Here is a 16695-nt window from a genome sequence, read left to right as displayed (position 1 = left end):
GGCCATCGTATCGGTGATGGACGCCCCCAGCCCCTCGAAGGCCAGTCCGCCGCGCCGTCCCTCCGGCGAGCGCGATCCCGAGCGCACGCGGGCGGCGATTCTTGCCGCAGCCACCGAGGAATTCACCGCGCATGGTCTGAACGGCGCTCGCGTCGACGAGATCGCACGCCGGTCCGGGGTCAACAAGCGGATGATCTATTACTATTTCGGCGACAAGGACGGCCTGTATCTTGCCGTTCTGGAGGAGATTTACGCCGACATCCGCAACGCCGAGATCAGGCTCCATCTCGCCGACCGCGATCCGGTCGATGCGATGCGGGAACTTGTTGCCTTCACGTGGAATTACTTTATCGAGCATCCAGAATTCTTAAGCCTGCTCGGCACCGAGAACCTGCATCGCGCACGCTATCTGAGGACATCGAAGAAAATCCGCGAGCTCCATTCGCCGCTGGTCGGGATCATTGGCCAATTGCTTGCCCGCGGCGCGCAGGAAAAGGTGTTCCGTCCCGGCGTCGACCCGGTGCAGCTCTATATCGACATTGCATCGCTCGGCTTTTTCTATATGTCGAACCGTTTCACCCTCTCGACGATTTTCGGCCGCGATCTTGGAACCGCCGAGGCTCTCGCGGAGCGTGGCCGCCATATCGAGGAGGTGGTGCTGGGTTATTTGCGGCCGTAAGGCCCGCTTAATCTATTCAGATTGCAGCGCAAAAGCCTTCAGCCTTGTAGAAATCGAAATCCCCTCTTGACGCTTTGCACCCTGGCATGGTGCATTTGTAACCAGATGGTTACTTAGCGGATCGCCTTCATCGGGGCGGCATTGCCGGCTCGGGCCCGTGACCGCTAGCCTCAACAAGAACCGGCGGCAAGCCGAGACTTCATAACGTTCATGGGAGGAGCGGAAGATGCTTCGAACGACCTCGATTTTAGCAGGCGCAATGCTGGCCCTGACCGGAGCGGCATCGGCACAGAACTATCCCTGGAAGCCGGAACGGCCGATCACCATCATCGTGCCTTGGGCCGCAGGCGGCTCGACCGACCAGGTGACCCGCGTCGCCGCAGTCGAACTTGAAAAGGCACTCGGCCAGAAGGTGGTGATCGTCAACCAACCCGGCGCCTCGGGATCGATCGGCACCAAGACCGCGCTCGAAGCCGCCAAGGACGGCTATACCTGGACCGCGGGCGCGGCCAAGGACATCGGCACCTACTCGGTCAGCGGCCTGCTCGACACCAAATTCTCCGACTGGCGGCCCTATCTCAGTGTCGTCAACGTGTCGGTGCTCGGCGTCAATCCGAGCACGCCCTACAAGGACGCCAAGGACCTCGTGAATGCCATGAAGGCCAAGCCGAACGGCGTGTCGGTCGCGACCGCCGGCATCAATTCGTCGGGCCATGCCGCGATCGAGGCCTTCACCCGCGCGCTCGGGCTCACCTACAAGCATGTCAGCTATGACGGCGGCAATCCGGCGGTGAACGCCACGGTCGCCGGCGAAACCGAGGTCACGACCCAGCTCGCTGTGGAGCAGGCCGCCATGATCCGTGCCAAGCGGCTGCGTCCGCTCGCCGTTCTCTCCGACAAGCCGCTCGAACTCGAAGGCCATGGCACCATTCCGCCGGTCACCGCATCGGTGGAAGGCTTCAAGCCCGATGCGAATTACTTCGGCATTTTCATCCACAAGGATGTGCCGGCCAATGTGCGCGAGACCGTCGACATGGTCTGGAAGAACGTGATTGCCAATTCGGATGCCCTGAAAAAATACGCCGCCTCGAACGGCGCGCAGTTCGCACCGGTCTATGGCGACGAGGCAGTGAAGGCCGCGATGCCCGCCATTCAGTCGACAGCGTGGCAGTTGCACGCTGCGGGCAAGTCGAAGGTCTCGCCCGACACCGTCGGGATCGCCAAGCCGTAAGCATCCAGTGCCGCAATAAGGCAGTGACGGTCATTCCGGGGCGCGCCAAAAGGCGCGTACCCGGAACTCAGACAATCGGCGTAACGTCATCGCGTCGGTTTCCAGGTTCGGCGGCTTTGCCCGCGCCCTGGCATGACTTGGAGTTGGTGTGGACGATCGCAAACCATCGCCGTTCGCAGATCTGATTTCCGGGGGCGTCTGGCTCGCCCTCGCCATCGGCATCATGATCGGCAGCGTGATGATGGATCGCCTCACCCATCTGCAGGCATCCGTCTATACCGCCCCGGGCCTCGTTCCCGGCATGCTCGGGATTGCGATCGCCATCATGGGGATATTGCTGATCGCGCGATCGATCCGCGAAGGCGCGCTCGCGCAGTTGCACGTCCCTGCGTTCCGCATACCGGACCATTGGCGGATTCTGACCGCCGTCGCGCTCTGCCTTTGCTTTGCGCTTGGGCTCCTCGGCAGCGGCCTGCCCTTCTGGCTCGCGGCCGCGATCTTCATCGCGATTTTCGTCTTTGTGTTCCAGTTCGAGGACCGCAAACCCGAAGGCACGCTGCTGCGCGGGGCGGTCTTTGCCGCCGCCTTCGGCCTGATCTGTGGAGCTGCGATCTATTACGTTTTCCAGGAACTGTTCCTGGTGCGTCTGCCCTGAACCGCCGATGCTTGACGGTCTTTTTCTGTTTGGCCAGTCGATCGCGAATTTCGCGACGCCGACCACGATTCTCTACGCGCTCGGCGCCTGCCTGATCGGACTGATCATCGGCGCCTTGCCGGGGCTCACGGCGACCATGGGGGTCGCGCTGATGACGACCCTGACCATCGCACTGCCCTCGAACGTCGCGCTGCTGATCCTGATCTGCACCTATGTCGGGGCGATCTATGGCGGCAGCCGCAGCGCCATCCTGCTCAACATTCCCGGAACGCCGGCCTCCGCCGCCGCCTGCATCGACGGCTATGCGCTGGCGCGGCAGGGCCTCGCCGGCCGCGCCATGGGCATTGCGACCTCGGGCTCGGTGCTCGGCACCTGGATCGGCATGCTGGGGCTTGCGCTGTTCACGCCGGTGCTCGGCGAGATGGCGCTGAAATTCGGGGCCTACGAATTCTTCTGGCTGGCGCTGTTCGGCGTGGTGATTTCCGGCAGCCTCACCGGCAACGATCCGCTGAAGGGATGGATCGCCGGCTTCCTCGGCCTGTTCGTCGCCATGATCGGCCAGGAGGGCATGTATGCCCATAACCGCTTCACGTTCGGAGTCCACGATCTCACCGGCGGCATCGCGCTGATCCCGGCGCTGGTTGGCGCCTTCGGCTTCGCCGAAGTGCTGACCGTCATGAAGGAGCGGCCGCCGAAAATCGTCATCAACGCCTTCGACGCCGTGATCCCGCGCATCCGCGACGTGGTGCAATACTGGCGCACCATCATCCGTTCCGGCCTGATCGGCACCGGCGTCGGCATCATTCCCGGCGTCGGCGAGGATGTTGCAGCGTGGAGTTCATACGCCGCGGCGCGACGCGCCAGCAAGGAGAAGGAAAAGTTCGGCAAGGGCTCGGTCGAAGGGCTGATGGCGGCGGAAACCGGCGACAATGCCTGCATTCCAGGCGCGGTTATCCCGGTGCTCACGCTCGCGGTGCCGGGCTCGGCGCCGGCTGCGGTGCTGCTTGCGGCGATGCTGATCCATGGCGTGCAGCCCGGCCCGCTCATCATGGTGAACAACCCGCAATTCGTCTACGACGTGGTGACGATGATGCTGTTCGCCAGCATCGGAATTTTGATCTACGGCCTGACGCTGACCCAGGTGCTGATCAAGATTTTACAGGTGCCGCGGACGCTGGTGATGCCGGTGGTGTTCGTGCTGTGCACCGTCGGCTCCTTCGCCATCGCCTCGCGCTTCTTCGACATTTACGTGATGCTTGCCTTCGGCGTGATCGGCTTCGTGCTGCGCCAGTTGAACTATCCGATGGCGCCCCTGGTGCTCGGCATCGTGCTCGGCGATCTGCTCGACAAGAATTTGCGGCGCGGCCTGACGCTGTCGGACGGCGACCTGACCCCGTTCTTCACCCGGCCGATCAGCTTCGTGATGTTCTGCCTCGTCGCCAGCACCATTCTGATGAACGTCCCGGCTGTCTCGCGCGCCGTCGGCCGGCTGTGGGCTGCCGCAACCGCGCCCTTGCGCCGGCAATCGGGCGGCGCGTAAAAGCGCAGCCATGAAAATATCGCTCTGTAACGAAGTGCTGGCCGAGCACGATTTCGCGCGGCAATGCGAACTCGCCCGGCAAATGGGCTATGACGGTCTCGAAATCGCGCCGCTCACCGTGTCGGACGAGCCGCATCTTTTGCCGGCTTCCCGCCGCACCGAAATCCGCAGGATCGCCGAGGATGCAGGCGTCCCGGTCACCGGCCTGCATTATCTCCTGCGCGCGCCCGAGGGGCTGTCGATCACGGCCAGCGATGCCGCGGTGCGGGCGCGCACCGTCGACGTGATCCGCGGCCTGATTGCGCTCTGCCACGATCTCGGCGGCTCAATCATCGTGCATGGATCGCCGGCGCAACGGCGCCTCGAACCGGGCCGTGAGGACGAGGGACGCAAACACGGCGTCGCATGCTGGGCGGCGATCGCCAAGGATGCCGAGCAAGCCGGCGTGACCTATTGTGTCGAACCGCTGCACCAGCCGGACGCGAATTTCGTCAACACCGTCGAGGAAGCCGCGGTCATTGTCAGGCAGATCGGCAGCCCTGCAATCCGCACCATGATCGATTGCTCGGCGGCGTCGATCTTTGAAAAGCAGAGCGTGCCGGAACTGATCCGGCAATGGATGCCGTCCGGCCTGATCGCGCATATGCATTTCAACGATCCAAACCGGCGCGGGCCCGGCGACGGCGCGCTTCAGTTCGGTCCCATCATCAACGCCTTGCGCGAGACCGGCTATGCCGGCAATGCCGCCATCGAGCCGTTCATCTATATCCCCGACGGCACGACCTGCGCTGCGCGCAATATCGGCTATATGCGCGGGGTGATCGATGGATTGGGTTGACGCCGCCTCTACCGCGCTTCCCGCAGCGCGCTGCGCTGGATCTTTCCGGTGATGGTCTTGGGCAGCGACGGCACGAATTCGATCGCGCGCGGATATTTGTAGGGCGCGATCTGCGCCTTGACGAGCTCCTGCAATTCGCGCTTCATGGCTTCGCCGTCGGTCGCGCCCTCGCGCAGCACCACATAGGCCGCAACGATCTGGCCGCGCTCCTCGTTCGGCAATCCCACCACCGCGCATTCGGCGACCGAGGTATGCTGCAGCAGCACGCCTTCCACCTCCGCGCCGGAAATGTTGTAGCCGGCGCTGACGATCATGTCGTCGGTGCGGGCGTGGTACCAGAAATTGCCGTCGGCATCGGTCTCGAAGGCATCGCCGGTCAGGTTCCAGCCGCTCTGGACATATTTCGTCTGCCGCTCCGGATCGGCAAGATAGCGGCACCCGGTAGGGCCTCGCACTGCAAGCCGCCCCACCTGTCCCGGCGGCAGCGGATTCATCGCCTCGTCCACCACCATGGCGCGATAGCCGGGCGCGGCCTTGCCGACCGCTCCGGGAATGGTCTGCGTGTCCTGATTGATGAGGAAGCCGTGCAGCATCTCGGTCGAGCCGATGGAATTCATCAGCCGCACTCCGGTCGCGCGATACCATCCCTCGAACACCGCAAGCGGCATATGTTCGCCGGACGAGATGCAGCTTCTCAGCGACGAGACGTCATAGCCCGCCGCAAGCGGCGTCATCGCGCGATACAGCGTCGGCACCGTGAACAGCCGCGACACCCCTTCGCGTTCGATCGCCGATAGCATGGCGTCCGGCGTCGGCGTTTCCAGCATCACAGCAGACCCGCCGAAACGCAGCGGGAAGACCAGCATCGCACCGAGGCCGAAGGTGAAGGCGAACGGCGCCGAACCGAGAAACACATCGTCGGGTTCGGGCTTCAGGATATGCCGCGGCAGGCAATCGGCGATCGCCAGCACGTCGCGGTGAAAATGAACGGTTGCCTTCGACTGCCCGGTGGTGCCGGAAGTGAAGGCGATCAGCGCGACATCGTCATGGGACGGGATGATGTTGTCGAATTCGCCGCTCTTTCGTGCCATCCGGGCTTCGAGGCCGTCGGCGGCATCGCTGTGGAAATGAACGGTCTTCAGGCCGGGGGCGCTGCCCGCCGCCTTGTCGAGTTCGTCGGCAAGCCGGGCATCGCACAGCGCGAATTGGACCTTGGCCTTGCCCAGCATGTAGGACAATTCGGCCGCCCGCAGCAGCGGCATGGTGGCGACCGCGATGCCGCCCGCCTTCAATACGCCGAGCCAGGCCGCGGCCTTCATGGCATTGTTGGCGGAGCGCAGCAGCACGCGGTTGCCGGGCACGAGACCGAGATCGTCGCGCAGCACCGCCGCGATCCGGTTGGCCTTGTCGAGCAGTTCCTCGTAGGTCCAGGTCGCGGCAGGTGTGCGGATCGCAAGCCGCTTGCCGAAGCCCGCTGCGACCTGCCGGTCGATCAGTTCGACCGCGGCATTGAGCCGCTTTTCATATCCGAGCGCCTCCAGTCCCTCGAATGCGGGCCATATGTCGAACGGCGGCAGCCCGTCGCGCGCGAAACTGTCGGCATAGAAACTTGGATCGAGCATGGAAATCGTCGATGATGCGGGTCTTGTTTAAAACCTATCCGCGCGGCTGCCGGTTCGACAACCTTGGTTCGCGGTCAGGTTGACGGCTCTGCGCCATACGCATACATCCAGTTGAATATAATTCCAAATGTGAGCGCACCATGTGGCGTCCTCCGCAGCGCATCCAGTTCGAGCCGAAGCCGGGCCGGATCCCGACCCGCGCGGAGGCCGAAGCGTCGCGTCTGTTTTCTCCCGTTGCAGTCGGGCCGGTAACGCTCGAACAGCGCACCTGGGTGCCGGCCATGGTGCCGTGGCGGGCGACAGAGGATGGCTTCGTCACCGATGCTGTGGTCGAATGGTATGCCCGTTTTGCCAAGGGCCAGCCGGGCGCGATCGTGGTCGAGGCCACCGGCATCCGCGACATTCCAAGCGGGCCGCTTCTGCGGATAGGCGACGATCGCTTCATCCCGGGCCTCAAACGGCTGGTCGAGGCGGTCCATGCAGCGAGTGACGGACACACCCGCGTCTTCATTCAGATCATCGATTTCCTGTCGATCCGGCGGCGTCCCGACGCGAAGAAATATTTCGAGCGGTTTCTCGCCATCACCGACTTGCATCGCGCGGCCCTGCCCGGCTTGAGCGACACCGACATCCGGGCCGCCCTCGCCGGGATGAAGCGCGACCAGCTCGCCTCTATCCTGACCGAGCGCGAACTGGAGTCGCTCGAATTTGGTTATCGCGAGCGCGTCACCGATATGGACCTGCCGCATATTCGCGATCTGCCCAAGGTGCTGCCCGGCCTGTTCGCGGACGCCGCCTGCCGTGCCGAGGCGGCGGGCTTCGATGGTGTCGAATTGCACTATGCGCACGCCTATACGATGGCCTCGTTTCTGTCGCGCAAGAATACCCGCGACGACGGCTATGGCGGCGCGCTGGAAAATCGTGTGCGCCTGCCGCTCGACGTGTACCGGGAAGTGCGCGCACGCACGCGGCCCGGCTTCGCCATCGGTTGCCGCTTTCTGGCCGACGAATGCATCGATGGCGGCAGCGGCGTGGATGACGCGGTCTATTTCGGCGTGCAGTTTGCGAAGGCCGGAATGGACTTCATCTCGACCTCGCGCGGCGGAAAATTCGATGACGCGAAACAGCCCGGTGTCGGCGGCGCTGCCTACCCTTACACCGGTCCCAGCGGCTATGAATGCATGCCGCAATATATCTCCGACGAGCGCGGGCCGTTCGGCCGCAACCTCGACGCGACGGGGACGGTGCGCAAGGCGATCCGCGCCGAGGGTCTTGAGACGCCCATTGTCTGCGCCGGCGGTGTCCACAATTTCGAATTCGCCGAGCAGATGCTGGCCGACGGCGCCTGTGATATTGTCGGCTCCGCGCGACAGACGCTCGCCGATCCAGACTGGTTCCTGAAGACGCGGCTCGGTCTGGGCGAGACCGTGCGCATCTGCGAATTCACCAATTACTGCGAAGGGCTCGACCAGAAGCACAAGACCGTCACCTGCCAGCTCTGGGACAAGGAGGGCCTCGACGATCCGAAGGTGAGCAAAACCGCGGACGGCAAGCGCCGCCTGACCGCGCCGGACTGGACGCCCGCGCAATGAGCCGCCGCATCGAGATCAGCGAAGTAGGTCCGCGCGACGGTCTGCAGATCGAGCGCAATTTCGTGCCGACCGAACAAAAGATCGCGCTGATCGATGCATTGTCGAAGACAGGGCTGAGCAAAATCGAGATTACCGGGTTCGCGCATCCGAAAGTCATTCCGCAGCTCGCCGACGCCGAGACCGTGGCCGCGGGGATCAGGCGCGCGCCAGGCATCCGCTACGGCGCCTTCGTGCCGAATGCCCGCGGCGCCGAGCGCGCGGTCGCGGCCGGAATCGACGACCTGAAAATCGGGGTCGCCGTCAGCGACAGCTTCAACCGGCTGAATGTGCGCATGACCACCGAGCAGGGCATGCAAGCGATCGACGAAATCGCCCGCGTCGCCCGCGGCACGCAGAGCCGCATCGTCGGCGGCATCGCAACCGCCTTCGGCTGTCCCTATGAGGGGCCGGTCTCGCGCGAGCGCATGCACCGGATGCTGGCGCAGCTCCTCGAACTCGGCGCGCCGATCGTCTATCTCGCCGACACCACCGGTGTTGCCAATCCCGACCGCATCCGCCGCACGGTGGAAGATTTGCGCGCAGCGTTTCCGCAAGCCGAGCTTGGGCTTCACCTGCACAATACCCGCGGCATCGGCATCGCCAATGCGCTGGCCGGTCTCGATTGCGGGATCAAGCATTTCGAAGGCTCGATCGGCGGACTCGGCGGCTGCCCGTTCGCCCCGAGGGCTGTGGGAAATATCTGCACCGAGGACTTCGTCCATATGGCGCACGAGATGGGCATCGAAACCGGGATCGATCTCGATGCGCTGATCGCGGTTGCCCGGCAGGCGCAGGAGATACTCGGACGCCCCCTGCCCGGCATGGTGATGAAATCCGGCAAGGCGTCCGAACTGCACGCCATGGACGCGGCGCGGGTAAAGGTGGACTGAAGGCTGCGCTTCTATTGCGCCTGCACCTCAAGAAGACGCCGCCGCTTGTTGATCAGGTATTCCAGCCGGCTCAGTGCGACCTGCAGCGCACCGACATCGGCATCGTCCCGCTTCTCGCGTGAGAACTCGTTACGCAGGATGTCGTCGATCTCGTCTTCGATTTGCTCGAGTTCCGCTTCGCTGCGGGCGTCGCGGATGCGGGTGCTGATGCTGTGCAGGCGCTCCTGCGGGCGGCTGCCCTCCGGCACCGGCATCATGAATTTCCAAAAGGCGGCCGCAGCCGAACTCAGCATGCCGAGCAGGATCGACGCGTAAAAGAACGTGTCGCCATATTTGTCAAAGATCGTCTTGATATCGCCGCTGAAATAGGCGGCCGCACCCGGATGAATCGGGATCGGCGCATCTTTCTCGGTGGAGGGCGCGGCGATCTGAGCGAGCACAGGATACTCGCCGATCATGTTGCTGCGTGCCTCCATGATCGCCTGGGTGAGCTGCGTCGCGGTATCGTCGTCGAGTTTTTCCTTCGCCACCAGATAGACCGGGACACGCAGGGTGGTCAGATCGTCGTCGGGGATCGCCGGCGAACCCCGGATCGTACCCTTTGGGATGTCGAAGCTCTCATATACCGGAACGGCGGCCGCGATTGCACCGGCGGATTCGATCGCCAGCAAGGCCGGCGCCTTTTTGGCATCGCGCGGAAAGAAATTTCGCAGCATTGTGAGATAGCGCGCAGAAATAGGCGCGACGATCAGAAGCGCCTGGACCTTCCGGCTCTGCATTGCCGCGGCGACTTCGGGCAAGCTCAGGTCGACGAATTTCACCTTGTTGCGGCTCAGGTCGTATTCATTGTCCAGCACCTGCGCGAGCCGCTGATTGACAGGTCCGCCGACCACACCGATGGTCTTGCCCTTCAGTTCATCCAGTTCGGTGATGTTCGTCCCGGGAAGGCCGAGCAGCATCAAGACGCCGTGGGTGATGACGACGACGGTGCGCGCATTTTTCAGATTCGCCGCATCGCCGCGCACGATCGCAAGATCGACTTCGCCCTTCGCAAATGCCTCGGCTGCGCCCATCGGCGTGCCGGTATCGACCACCTTGAGCCGGATCCGTGAATTCGCTGTCGATCCAAGACGGGACGCCAGCGAATTCATCAAACGCGCGCCTTCGCCGTCCATCGATCCGGCGGCTACCGTCAGCGTCACCGGACGCATCGAGTACCGGTACGTATATAAGCCAATGCCGGCCGTCAGGGCGACGAGGCCGACAACAAGCACAATTCTCATCCAGCGTGCGAAAACCATCGTTACCCGGCCGGCTCATCCGGCTCCTCGGTTGCGCGCTGTTCCATCGGGTAAAGGCCGATGAGCCGCGAGATCAATACTGGGATATAGAACACGCCCGTCAACTGTTCCAACTGGCTAAAGGAGCGGGCGAAAGGGGCGATCGGCGTGATATCGCCGAATCCGGTCGACGTCAGAGTCGCAATACTCAAATGCATCATGTCCGCGAGCAGCGGCGCGCCCTCGTCCCTTGCGCTCCCGCCCGGAAGCGAAAACGACCCTGGCGATACAATTTCGAACATGGCGTAGCCGCCGGCCCAGGCGAGCGCCAGCAGGATATAGACACTGAGCGCCGCATGCACCCGGTCGGCATAAAGCGGGCCGAACGAGAGCACATGACGCAGGATCACCGACGCCGTGAAGAAGCAGAAGATGGCGAGAGCTGCCATCATCGCGGCTTCGGCGGTACGGTTTCCGGTCCCGAGCCAAGCCACCTGCAGGCAGAATGTCACTGTTGCAAGTGCGATCCCGATGCCGCGCAGGATTGTCGAACGGCTTGCCGCAATCGTCCCGGAGACCAGAATGACAATAACGATAAGACCGCCAGCGATCCGGGAGGCTGTTCCGCCGAGCGCCAGAGGATGCAATGCAACGTATAACAACAGCGCGACCAGCAATACCGTGCCGGTTCCGCCGTAGCGGAACACCTCGGCTTCACCCGGTTGTTTCGGCTGGGTCATCGCGAATCGGCACTGGTCGTCGCTTCAGACTGCCACAACCGGCGCAACTCTTCTTGCGATTATCAGCCACGGTAGCCGATCTTGCGCGAGATCGCGTCGGCGGTCTCATAGACCATCGGGCGCAGCGCGCGTTCGCCGCCGATGGCATCGGACAGCTTTTCCGGCACGATCACCGTGACGGCTGCGACCACGCGCGAGTCGTGATCGCGGATCGGATAGGCAAGGCTGACCAGACCTGGATCGACGGTCGAACGGTGAAAGACATAGCCGCGCTTGCGGTCGGCGGCGATCTGGGCATCGAAGTCCTGCACCGATGGCAGGACAAAGCCGCCCCGCAACTCCTTGCGTAACCGATCGTAGAGACGGCGCAGGTCGTCCTCCTGCTGATGCGCCAGCATGATACGGCCGGACGACGTGGTATGCGCGGGCAGCCGCGCGCCAAGCTGCAGGTTGCTGACCAGACCCGCATTGGGCAGCGCCCGCGCCAGATAGACTGCGTGCCAGCCATCGAGGATCGCGACATGGGCGGCCGCATTGGTGCGATCGCTCAGCGCGCGCAGGAACGGTTGCGCGATTTCGGTGATCGGCTGGGCGTGCAGATATTCGAAACCGAGATCGAGCGTCTTCGAGGTGAGCCGGTAGCGCCGCGTCTCGGAATCGCGGGCAATGAAGCCATCCGCCTCCAACGTATAGACCAGCCGGTAAGTGGCCGAGCGCGTCAGCCCCAGCCCGGCTGCAAGTTCCGCAAGCGTCTTGGCCGGCTTGCTGCGGGGAAAGAGTTGGAGCAGCGCAAGTCCGCGCGACAGGCCGGGGACGATATAGCGCGGGTCGATGCGGTCATCGTCGGCAGGCTTACGACTGGGCATATCGCATGAGATCCCCGAGAAACGGCGTCGGTTTTTTATATCAAACCTCACGTTGACATGACAAACCCGCTCCCCTACCCCGGCGCATTCGGACCGCACGGAAGGACTGTAGGCATGGGACTGACGGCCGATATGGGGCGCTTCGTTGCGTCGTTGCGTTACGACATGCTGCCGCCGGAGGCGGTGAAAACGGTTCGGCTCGGCTTCACCGACTGCATCGCCTGCATGGTCACGGGCTGGAACGAAAAGGTCACCCGCACCGCCGCGCGCGGGCTCGGCATCGTCCATGACGGTGCGAACACGCCGATCTCGGCGCTGCAGGCACCGGCGCCCGAACGCGCCCTGGTCTACGGCGTTGCCTCGCACGCCATCGACTATGACGATACCGGCCTTGCCGGCCATCCGAGCGCCATCCTGGTGCCGACCATCCTCTCCGAGGCCGCCGAGACCGGCGCCGACGGCCGCGCGATGATCACGGCCTATGTCGCGGGTTACGAAATCTGGGCCGAGATGACGCGGCGCGATGCCCACCAGCTGCATCGCAAGGGCTGGCATCCGACGGCCATGCTCGGAACGATTGCTGCTGCTGCTGCTGCTGCTTCGCTGCGCGGGCACGATGCGGCAATGGCGACCCGCACCATCGGCATCGCCGCTTCTCTTGCGGGCGGTATCGTCGGCAATTTCGGCTCCATGACCAAGCCCTATCAGGTCGGACGCGCGGCGCAGTCGGGCCTCCTTGCTGCCCGGCTGGCCGAGGCCGGTCTGACCGCGACCGACACCGCGATCGAGGACGATCTCGGTTTCCTGCGCGCCGTCTCGCCGAAGGGCGAGGTCGACACGACGACTCCCGCCAAATTCGGCGAGGACTGGGGCATCCTGCGCGCCGGCATCAACATCAAACTCTATCCGGTCTGCTATGCCGTGCATCGCGCCATCGACGCCGTGATCGATATGCGCAAAGTTAATCCGGTCAAGCCTGAGGACGTCGAGGCGATCGATCTGGAGATCGGCGAGACCCAGGCCGAGATCCTGCGCGTGCATCGGCCAACCAACGGGCTTGACGCCAAAATCTCCGGCGAATTCGCGATGGCCTCTGCGATTGTCGCGGGCGCCTGCGGCAATGCCCAGCTCACCGACGCCTTCGTCAACCGGCCGGAGGTGCAGGACCTGATCCGCAAGGTGCGGATCGTCACCATGCCGGAGCGCGACGACCACGAACCGGCGCATTCGCCTTTCGACCGCGTCACCCTGCATCTGCGCGGCGGCAAGACGCTCACCACGGAAGCCGTGAAGCGTCCGCGCGGCCATTTTCAGCGCGGCGTCGAGACCGAGGCGATGTGGGCGAAGTTCGAGGATTGCGTAAAGCCTGCACTCGGCGAGCGCGGCACCCGTACGCTGTTCGAAACGATCCAGGGGCTCGACCGCATGGCGTCGATCGACGGGTTCGGTCTGTTTCCGGCTGGCAAGGCCAAAGCGAGCGCGGCCTGACCAATGGACAATCTCTCGCATCTTCTGGTGGAGCGGCCCGAGCCGGGCCTGATGGTGGTCCGCTTCAACCGTCCCGACGTCCACAACGCGCTCAACACCGCGACTTCGGAAGACCTTTACAAGGTGTTTGGCAAGCTCGCCTTCTATCCGGGCGACGTGCGCTGCGTGATCCTGACCGCCACCGGCGACAAGGCATTCAGCGCCGGCGGCGACCTGAAGGAACGCCAGGGCATGACCGACGAGCAATGGCGCAACCAGCACGCCATCATCGAGGAGGCCGCCTATTCCGTAATCAACTGCTCGGTGCCGGTGATTGCCGCAGTCAATGGCGTCGCCTTCGGCGGCGGCTGTGAACTGGCTTTGTGCTGCGACTTTATCTACGCCGCGCGCCATGCCCGTTTCGCTCTGCCGGAAGTCACGCGCGGCATCATGCCGGGCGCGGGCGCGACGCAGAACCTGCCGCGTGCGGTCGGCGTGCGCCGCGCCAAGGAAATCATCATGAGCGGCCTGCCCTTCTCGGCCCAACAGGCTTACGAGTGGGGCATGGTGAACGAGGTGTGTGAGCCGGCCGACCTGATGCCGAAGGTGATGACGCTGGCGCGAACCATCTGTGACAACGCCCCGATTTCCGTGCGGCAGATCAAGAAGGCCATCAACGCCTCGATGAACATGGACCTGCAATCGGGGCTTGCATTCGAAATCCAGTGCTACGAGCGCATGATTTCGACCGAGGACCGGCACGAAGGCGTCCGCGCCTTCAACGAGAAGCGCAAGCCGCAATTCAAGGGACGCTGACGGGTGAACACACATTGTTTCGTCAGCCAACTGTTTCGTCAGCCAACGCCTCGGTTGAATTGACAACACGCAGCGCCGTACAATTCGCAACATCACACCAACGACGCCGAACGGCGCCTTCAGCGGAGCCGATCCGCCGATCCAACAGGGAGGAGAGACAATGACTTTCACCAAACGCAGCGCCGTGTTCGCGCTGGCGCTGGCCGCTCCGATATTCGCTGCGGGCATTGCCTCGGCGCAAACCGCGAACTGGCCGAACCGGGCGATCACGCTGATCGTGCCCTACCCGCCCGGCGCCTCCACCGATTTCATCGCACGCCTGATCCGCGATCCGCTGGAAGCCGAACTCAAGGTCCCCGTCGTGGTGGAGAACAAGCCGGGCGCCGGCGGCACCACCGGGGCGGCGCAAGTCGCCAAGGCCGCGCCCGACGGCTATACCTTTCTTGTGACCGTCAACGCGCCGGTCACCATGAATTCCTTCATGCAGAAGAATTTCCCGTTCGACCCGATGAAGTCGTTCACCCCCGTCATCAAGGTCGCGGACGTGGTGATGACGCTTGCGGTCAATGCCAAGCTGCCGGTCAACACCGTGCAGGAACTGATCGACTACGCCAAGAAGAACCCCGACCAGAAGATGAGCTTCGGCAGCGCCGGCGTCGGTTCGGCGCATCACATCGCCGGCGAACTCCTGAAGCAGAAGACCGGCATCAACATGGTGCATGTGCCCTATCGCGGCGGCGGCCCGGCCATTGCCGATCTGGTCGCCGGTCACATCCCGATCAGCTTCGGCACCACGCCGGCGGTGATGCCGCAGGCGCAGGCCGGCACCATTCGCATCCTCGCGCTGGTCGAAACCAAGCGTTCGCCCGACCTGCCCGGCATCCCGACGGTCTCCGAAACCGTGCCCGGCGTCGACACCTTCACCTGGGTCGGCGTGTTCGCCCCGCTCGGCACGCCCAAGCCGATCGTCGACCGCGTCAATGCGATCATCGCCGAAACCATCAAGAAGCCGGACGTGATCGCCAAGCTGAAGGCGCAGGGCGCGAGCCCGGCCGGCGGTTCCCCCGAGGATCTGCAGCAATCGATGCAGAAGGAATTCGACCACTGGACCAAGGTCATTCCGTCCATCGGCATCCAGCCGGAGTGACGGACTGGCGTCAATCCGCGGCGCTCCATTGTGTGTGGAGCGCCGCGTTTCATTTGCGATCGCATGGATCGAGGCGACACCATGTCTGAACAGGAACTTTCCGGCCGCGCCGCGGTCGTGACCGGCTCGGGCCGCAATATCGGCCGCGCCATCGCCCACGCGCTTTCGAAGAAAGGCGCGAAGGTGGTGGTCAACGGCTCCTCCGACAGAGAGGCCGTGGACAAGGTGGTCGCGGAGATCAACGCGGCCGGCGGCAAGGCGATCGGGGTGATGGCCGATGTCGGGCGCGACGAGGACTGCGCAAGGCTCATTCAGTCCTGCGCCGACGCCTTCGGCTCGGTCGACATCATGGTCAACAATGTCGGCATCCGCCGCTATCAGGCCTTCCTCGACATCACGCCCGACGACTGGAACAACGTGCTGGCCACCAATCTCAGTTCGGCCTTCTATCTCTCGCGCCACGCCATCCCGCATATGCGCAAGAACAGGTGGGGACGCATCGTGCTGATCTCCGGCTTCGACGGGTTCTGGGCGCAGGTGACTCACAGAGCCCACAACATCACCTGCAAGGCCGGCATGCACGGGCTCGCCAAGGCGATCGCGCGCGAATTCGGACCCGACGGCATCACCGCGAATACGGTGGTGCCGGGCGCGATCGACACCGAGCGCGACTGGAGCCAGTATCCGCATCAGGCCAAGGAGAAGATCCAGTCGGAAATTCCGCTTGGCCGCTTCGGCGATGTTTCGGAAGTGGCGGCCGCGGTTGCGTTTCTCGCCTCGCCCGGCGGCGGCTTCGTCTCAGGCCAGGCCACCCATGTCAATGGCGGCCATTACATGATTTGAGCGATGGCTCCTGTCGTCATTGCGAGGGCAGAGAGGCAATCCACCCTGCGTCATCGCAAGCGCAGCGACGCAATCGATGCCTCTCCTCGATCGATTGCTCTCTCTCTCTCTGCCCGCTCGTCCCCGCGAAGGCGGGGACCCAGCGCAGTTACGTCCTCGAGCACAAATGTCGTTGAAGAACACTCATGGTCTTGCGGGGTGATAGAGCGCCGTTGCGCTTGCGCCATTTTATTTGAAGCATCGCCTGCGTCTTTTTCGGCGCTGGATGCCCGCCTTCGCGGGCATGAGCAGAGACGTTTCCCCAGCCCGGATGCAGCGAAAGCAGGATTGGCTGCCTGCGGAGCGCTATCGCCGCTCGGGGCAAGGCTCCGCCGGCCCTGTTGTTGTGACGGCGCGGGCGCGCCCAATTTCAAAACCCGTGGCCCTTCTTTCGTTTTGCGCATCGGGTAC

General features: G+C 63.8%; 15 protein-coding genes. 11 read left to right on the top strand and 4 right to left on the bottom strand.

Annotated features, from left to right (window positions below):
* Positions 1-16: 16 nt before the first annotated feature.
* From ACK41X_RS07720 to ACK41X_RS07700, 5 genes are all read left to right on the top strand, one after another.
* Positions 17-679: a TetR family transcriptional regulator gene (locus ACK41X_RS07720; RefSeq protein WP_409720921.1), complete on the top strand. Its 663-nt coding sequence runs from the start codon at positions 17-19 to the stop codon at positions 677-679.
* Positions 680-905: 226 nt separating this feature from the next.
* A complete protein-coding gene (locus ACK41X_RS07715) occupies positions 906-1910 on the top strand; it encodes a Bug family tripartite tricarboxylate transporter substrate binding protein (protein WP_409720919.1) in 1005 nt (334 codons plus the stop codon).
* A gap of 148 nt (positions 1911-2058) precedes the next feature.
* A complete protein-coding gene (locus ACK41X_RS07710; protein ID WP_409720917.1) occupies positions 2059-2565 on the top strand; it encodes a tripartite tricarboxylate transporter TctB family protein in 507 nt (168 codons plus the stop codon).
* A 7-nt stretch (positions 2566-2572) separates the two neighbouring features.
* Positions 2573-4105 carry a tripartite tricarboxylate transporter permease gene (locus tag ACK41X_RS07705; protein ID WP_409720915.1) on the top strand — a complete coding sequence of 511 codons (1533 nt, stop codon included), beginning with the start codon at positions 2573-2575 and terminating at the stop codon, positions 4103-4105.
* Between the two features lie 10 nt (positions 4106-4115).
* A complete protein-coding gene (locus ACK41X_RS07700) occupies positions 4116-4943 on the top strand; it encodes a sugar phosphate isomerase/epimerase family protein (protein WP_409720913.1) in 828 nt (275 codons plus the stop codon).
* Between the two features lie 8 nt (positions 4944-4951).
* Here the strand turns inward: ACK41X_RS07700 and ACK41X_RS07695 are convergent, their stop codons facing one another.
* Entirely contained in the window at positions 4952-6565 is a 1614-nt protein-coding gene (locus ACK41X_RS07695) for an AMP-binding protein (RefSeq protein ID WP_409720911.1), read from the bottom strand.
* A 140-nt stretch (positions 6566-6705) separates the two neighbouring features.
* Between ACK41X_RS07695 and ACK41X_RS07690 the strand changes: the two genes are divergently transcribed.
* Positions 6706-8157 (top strand): hypothetical protein, encoded by a 1452-nt coding sequence (locus ACK41X_RS07690; RefSeq protein ID WP_409720910.1) that lies wholly within the window; start codon positions 6706-6708, stop codon positions 8155-8157.
* A complete protein-coding gene (locus ACK41X_RS07685; RefSeq protein WP_409720909.1) occupies positions 8154-9086 on the top strand; it encodes a hydroxymethylglutaryl-CoA lyase in 933 nt (310 codons plus the stop codon). Before ACK41X_RS07690 ends, ACK41X_RS07685 begins: the two co-directional genes overlap by 4 nt.
* Before the next feature lie 11 nt (positions 9087-9097).
* On the opposite strand, the gene ACK41X_RS07680 is transcribed toward ACK41X_RS07685, so the two are convergent.
* From ACK41X_RS07680 to ACK41X_RS07670, 3 genes are all read right to left on the bottom strand, one after another.
* Entirely contained in the window at positions 9098-10369 is a 1272-nt protein-coding gene (locus tag ACK41X_RS07680) for a TAXI family TRAP transporter solute-binding subunit (protein ID WP_409720907.1), read from the bottom strand.
* Between the two features lie 20 nt (positions 10370-10389).
* Positions 10390-11106, bottom strand: a complete 717-nt coding sequence (locus ACK41X_RS07675) for an ion channel (protein ID WP_409720905.1) — start codon at positions 11104-11106, stop codon at positions 10390-10392.
* A 62-nt stretch (positions 11107-11168) separates the two neighbouring features.
* Positions 11169-11972: an IclR family transcriptional regulator gene (locus ACK41X_RS07670; protein WP_409720903.1), complete on the bottom strand. Its 804-nt coding sequence runs from the start codon at positions 11970-11972 to the stop codon at positions 11169-11171.
* Positions 11973-12086: 114 nt separating this feature from the next.
* Here ACK41X_RS07670 and ACK41X_RS07665 point away from each other — a divergent pair, with 114 nt between their 5' ends.
* The 4 genes from ACK41X_RS07665 to ACK41X_RS07650 all read left to right on the top strand — a co-directional run bounded on the left by ACK41X_RS07665 (position 12087) and on the right by ACK41X_RS07650 (position 16245).
* Positions 12087-13460, top strand: coding sequence for an MmgE/PrpD family protein (locus ACK41X_RS07665; RefSeq protein WP_409720902.1), 1374 nt, complete (start codon positions 12087-12089; stop codon positions 13458-13460).
* A 3-nt stretch (positions 13461-13463) separates the two neighbouring features.
* Positions 13464-14255, top strand: a complete 792-nt coding sequence (locus ACK41X_RS07660; RefSeq protein WP_409720900.1) for an enoyl-CoA hydratase-related protein — start codon at positions 13464-13466, stop codon at positions 14253-14255.
* Between the two features lie 160 nt (positions 14256-14415).
* On the top strand, positions 14416-15402 hold the full coding sequence (locus ACK41X_RS07655; protein WP_409720898.1) for a Bug family tripartite tricarboxylate transporter substrate binding protein: 987 nt from the start codon (positions 14416-14418) through the stop codon (positions 15400-15402).
* An 81-nt stretch (positions 15403-15483) separates the two neighbouring features.
* The gene (locus ACK41X_RS07650; RefSeq protein WP_409720896.1) at positions 15484-16245 is read left to right on the top strand and encodes an SDR family NAD(P)-dependent oxidoreductase; all 762 of its coding nucleotides are present in this window, start codon (positions 15484-15486) and stop codon (positions 16243-16245) included.
* Positions 16246-16695 lie beyond the last annotated feature (450 nt).

The organism is Pseudorhodoplanes sp., from assembly GCF_046289595.1.
Classification (GTDB): Bacteria; Pseudomonadota; Alphaproteobacteria; order Rhizobiales; family Xanthobacteraceae; genus Pseudorhodoplanes.
Note: the sequence above shows the minus strand (reverse complement) of the source record. Positions and strands in the feature narration are given on the sequence as shown.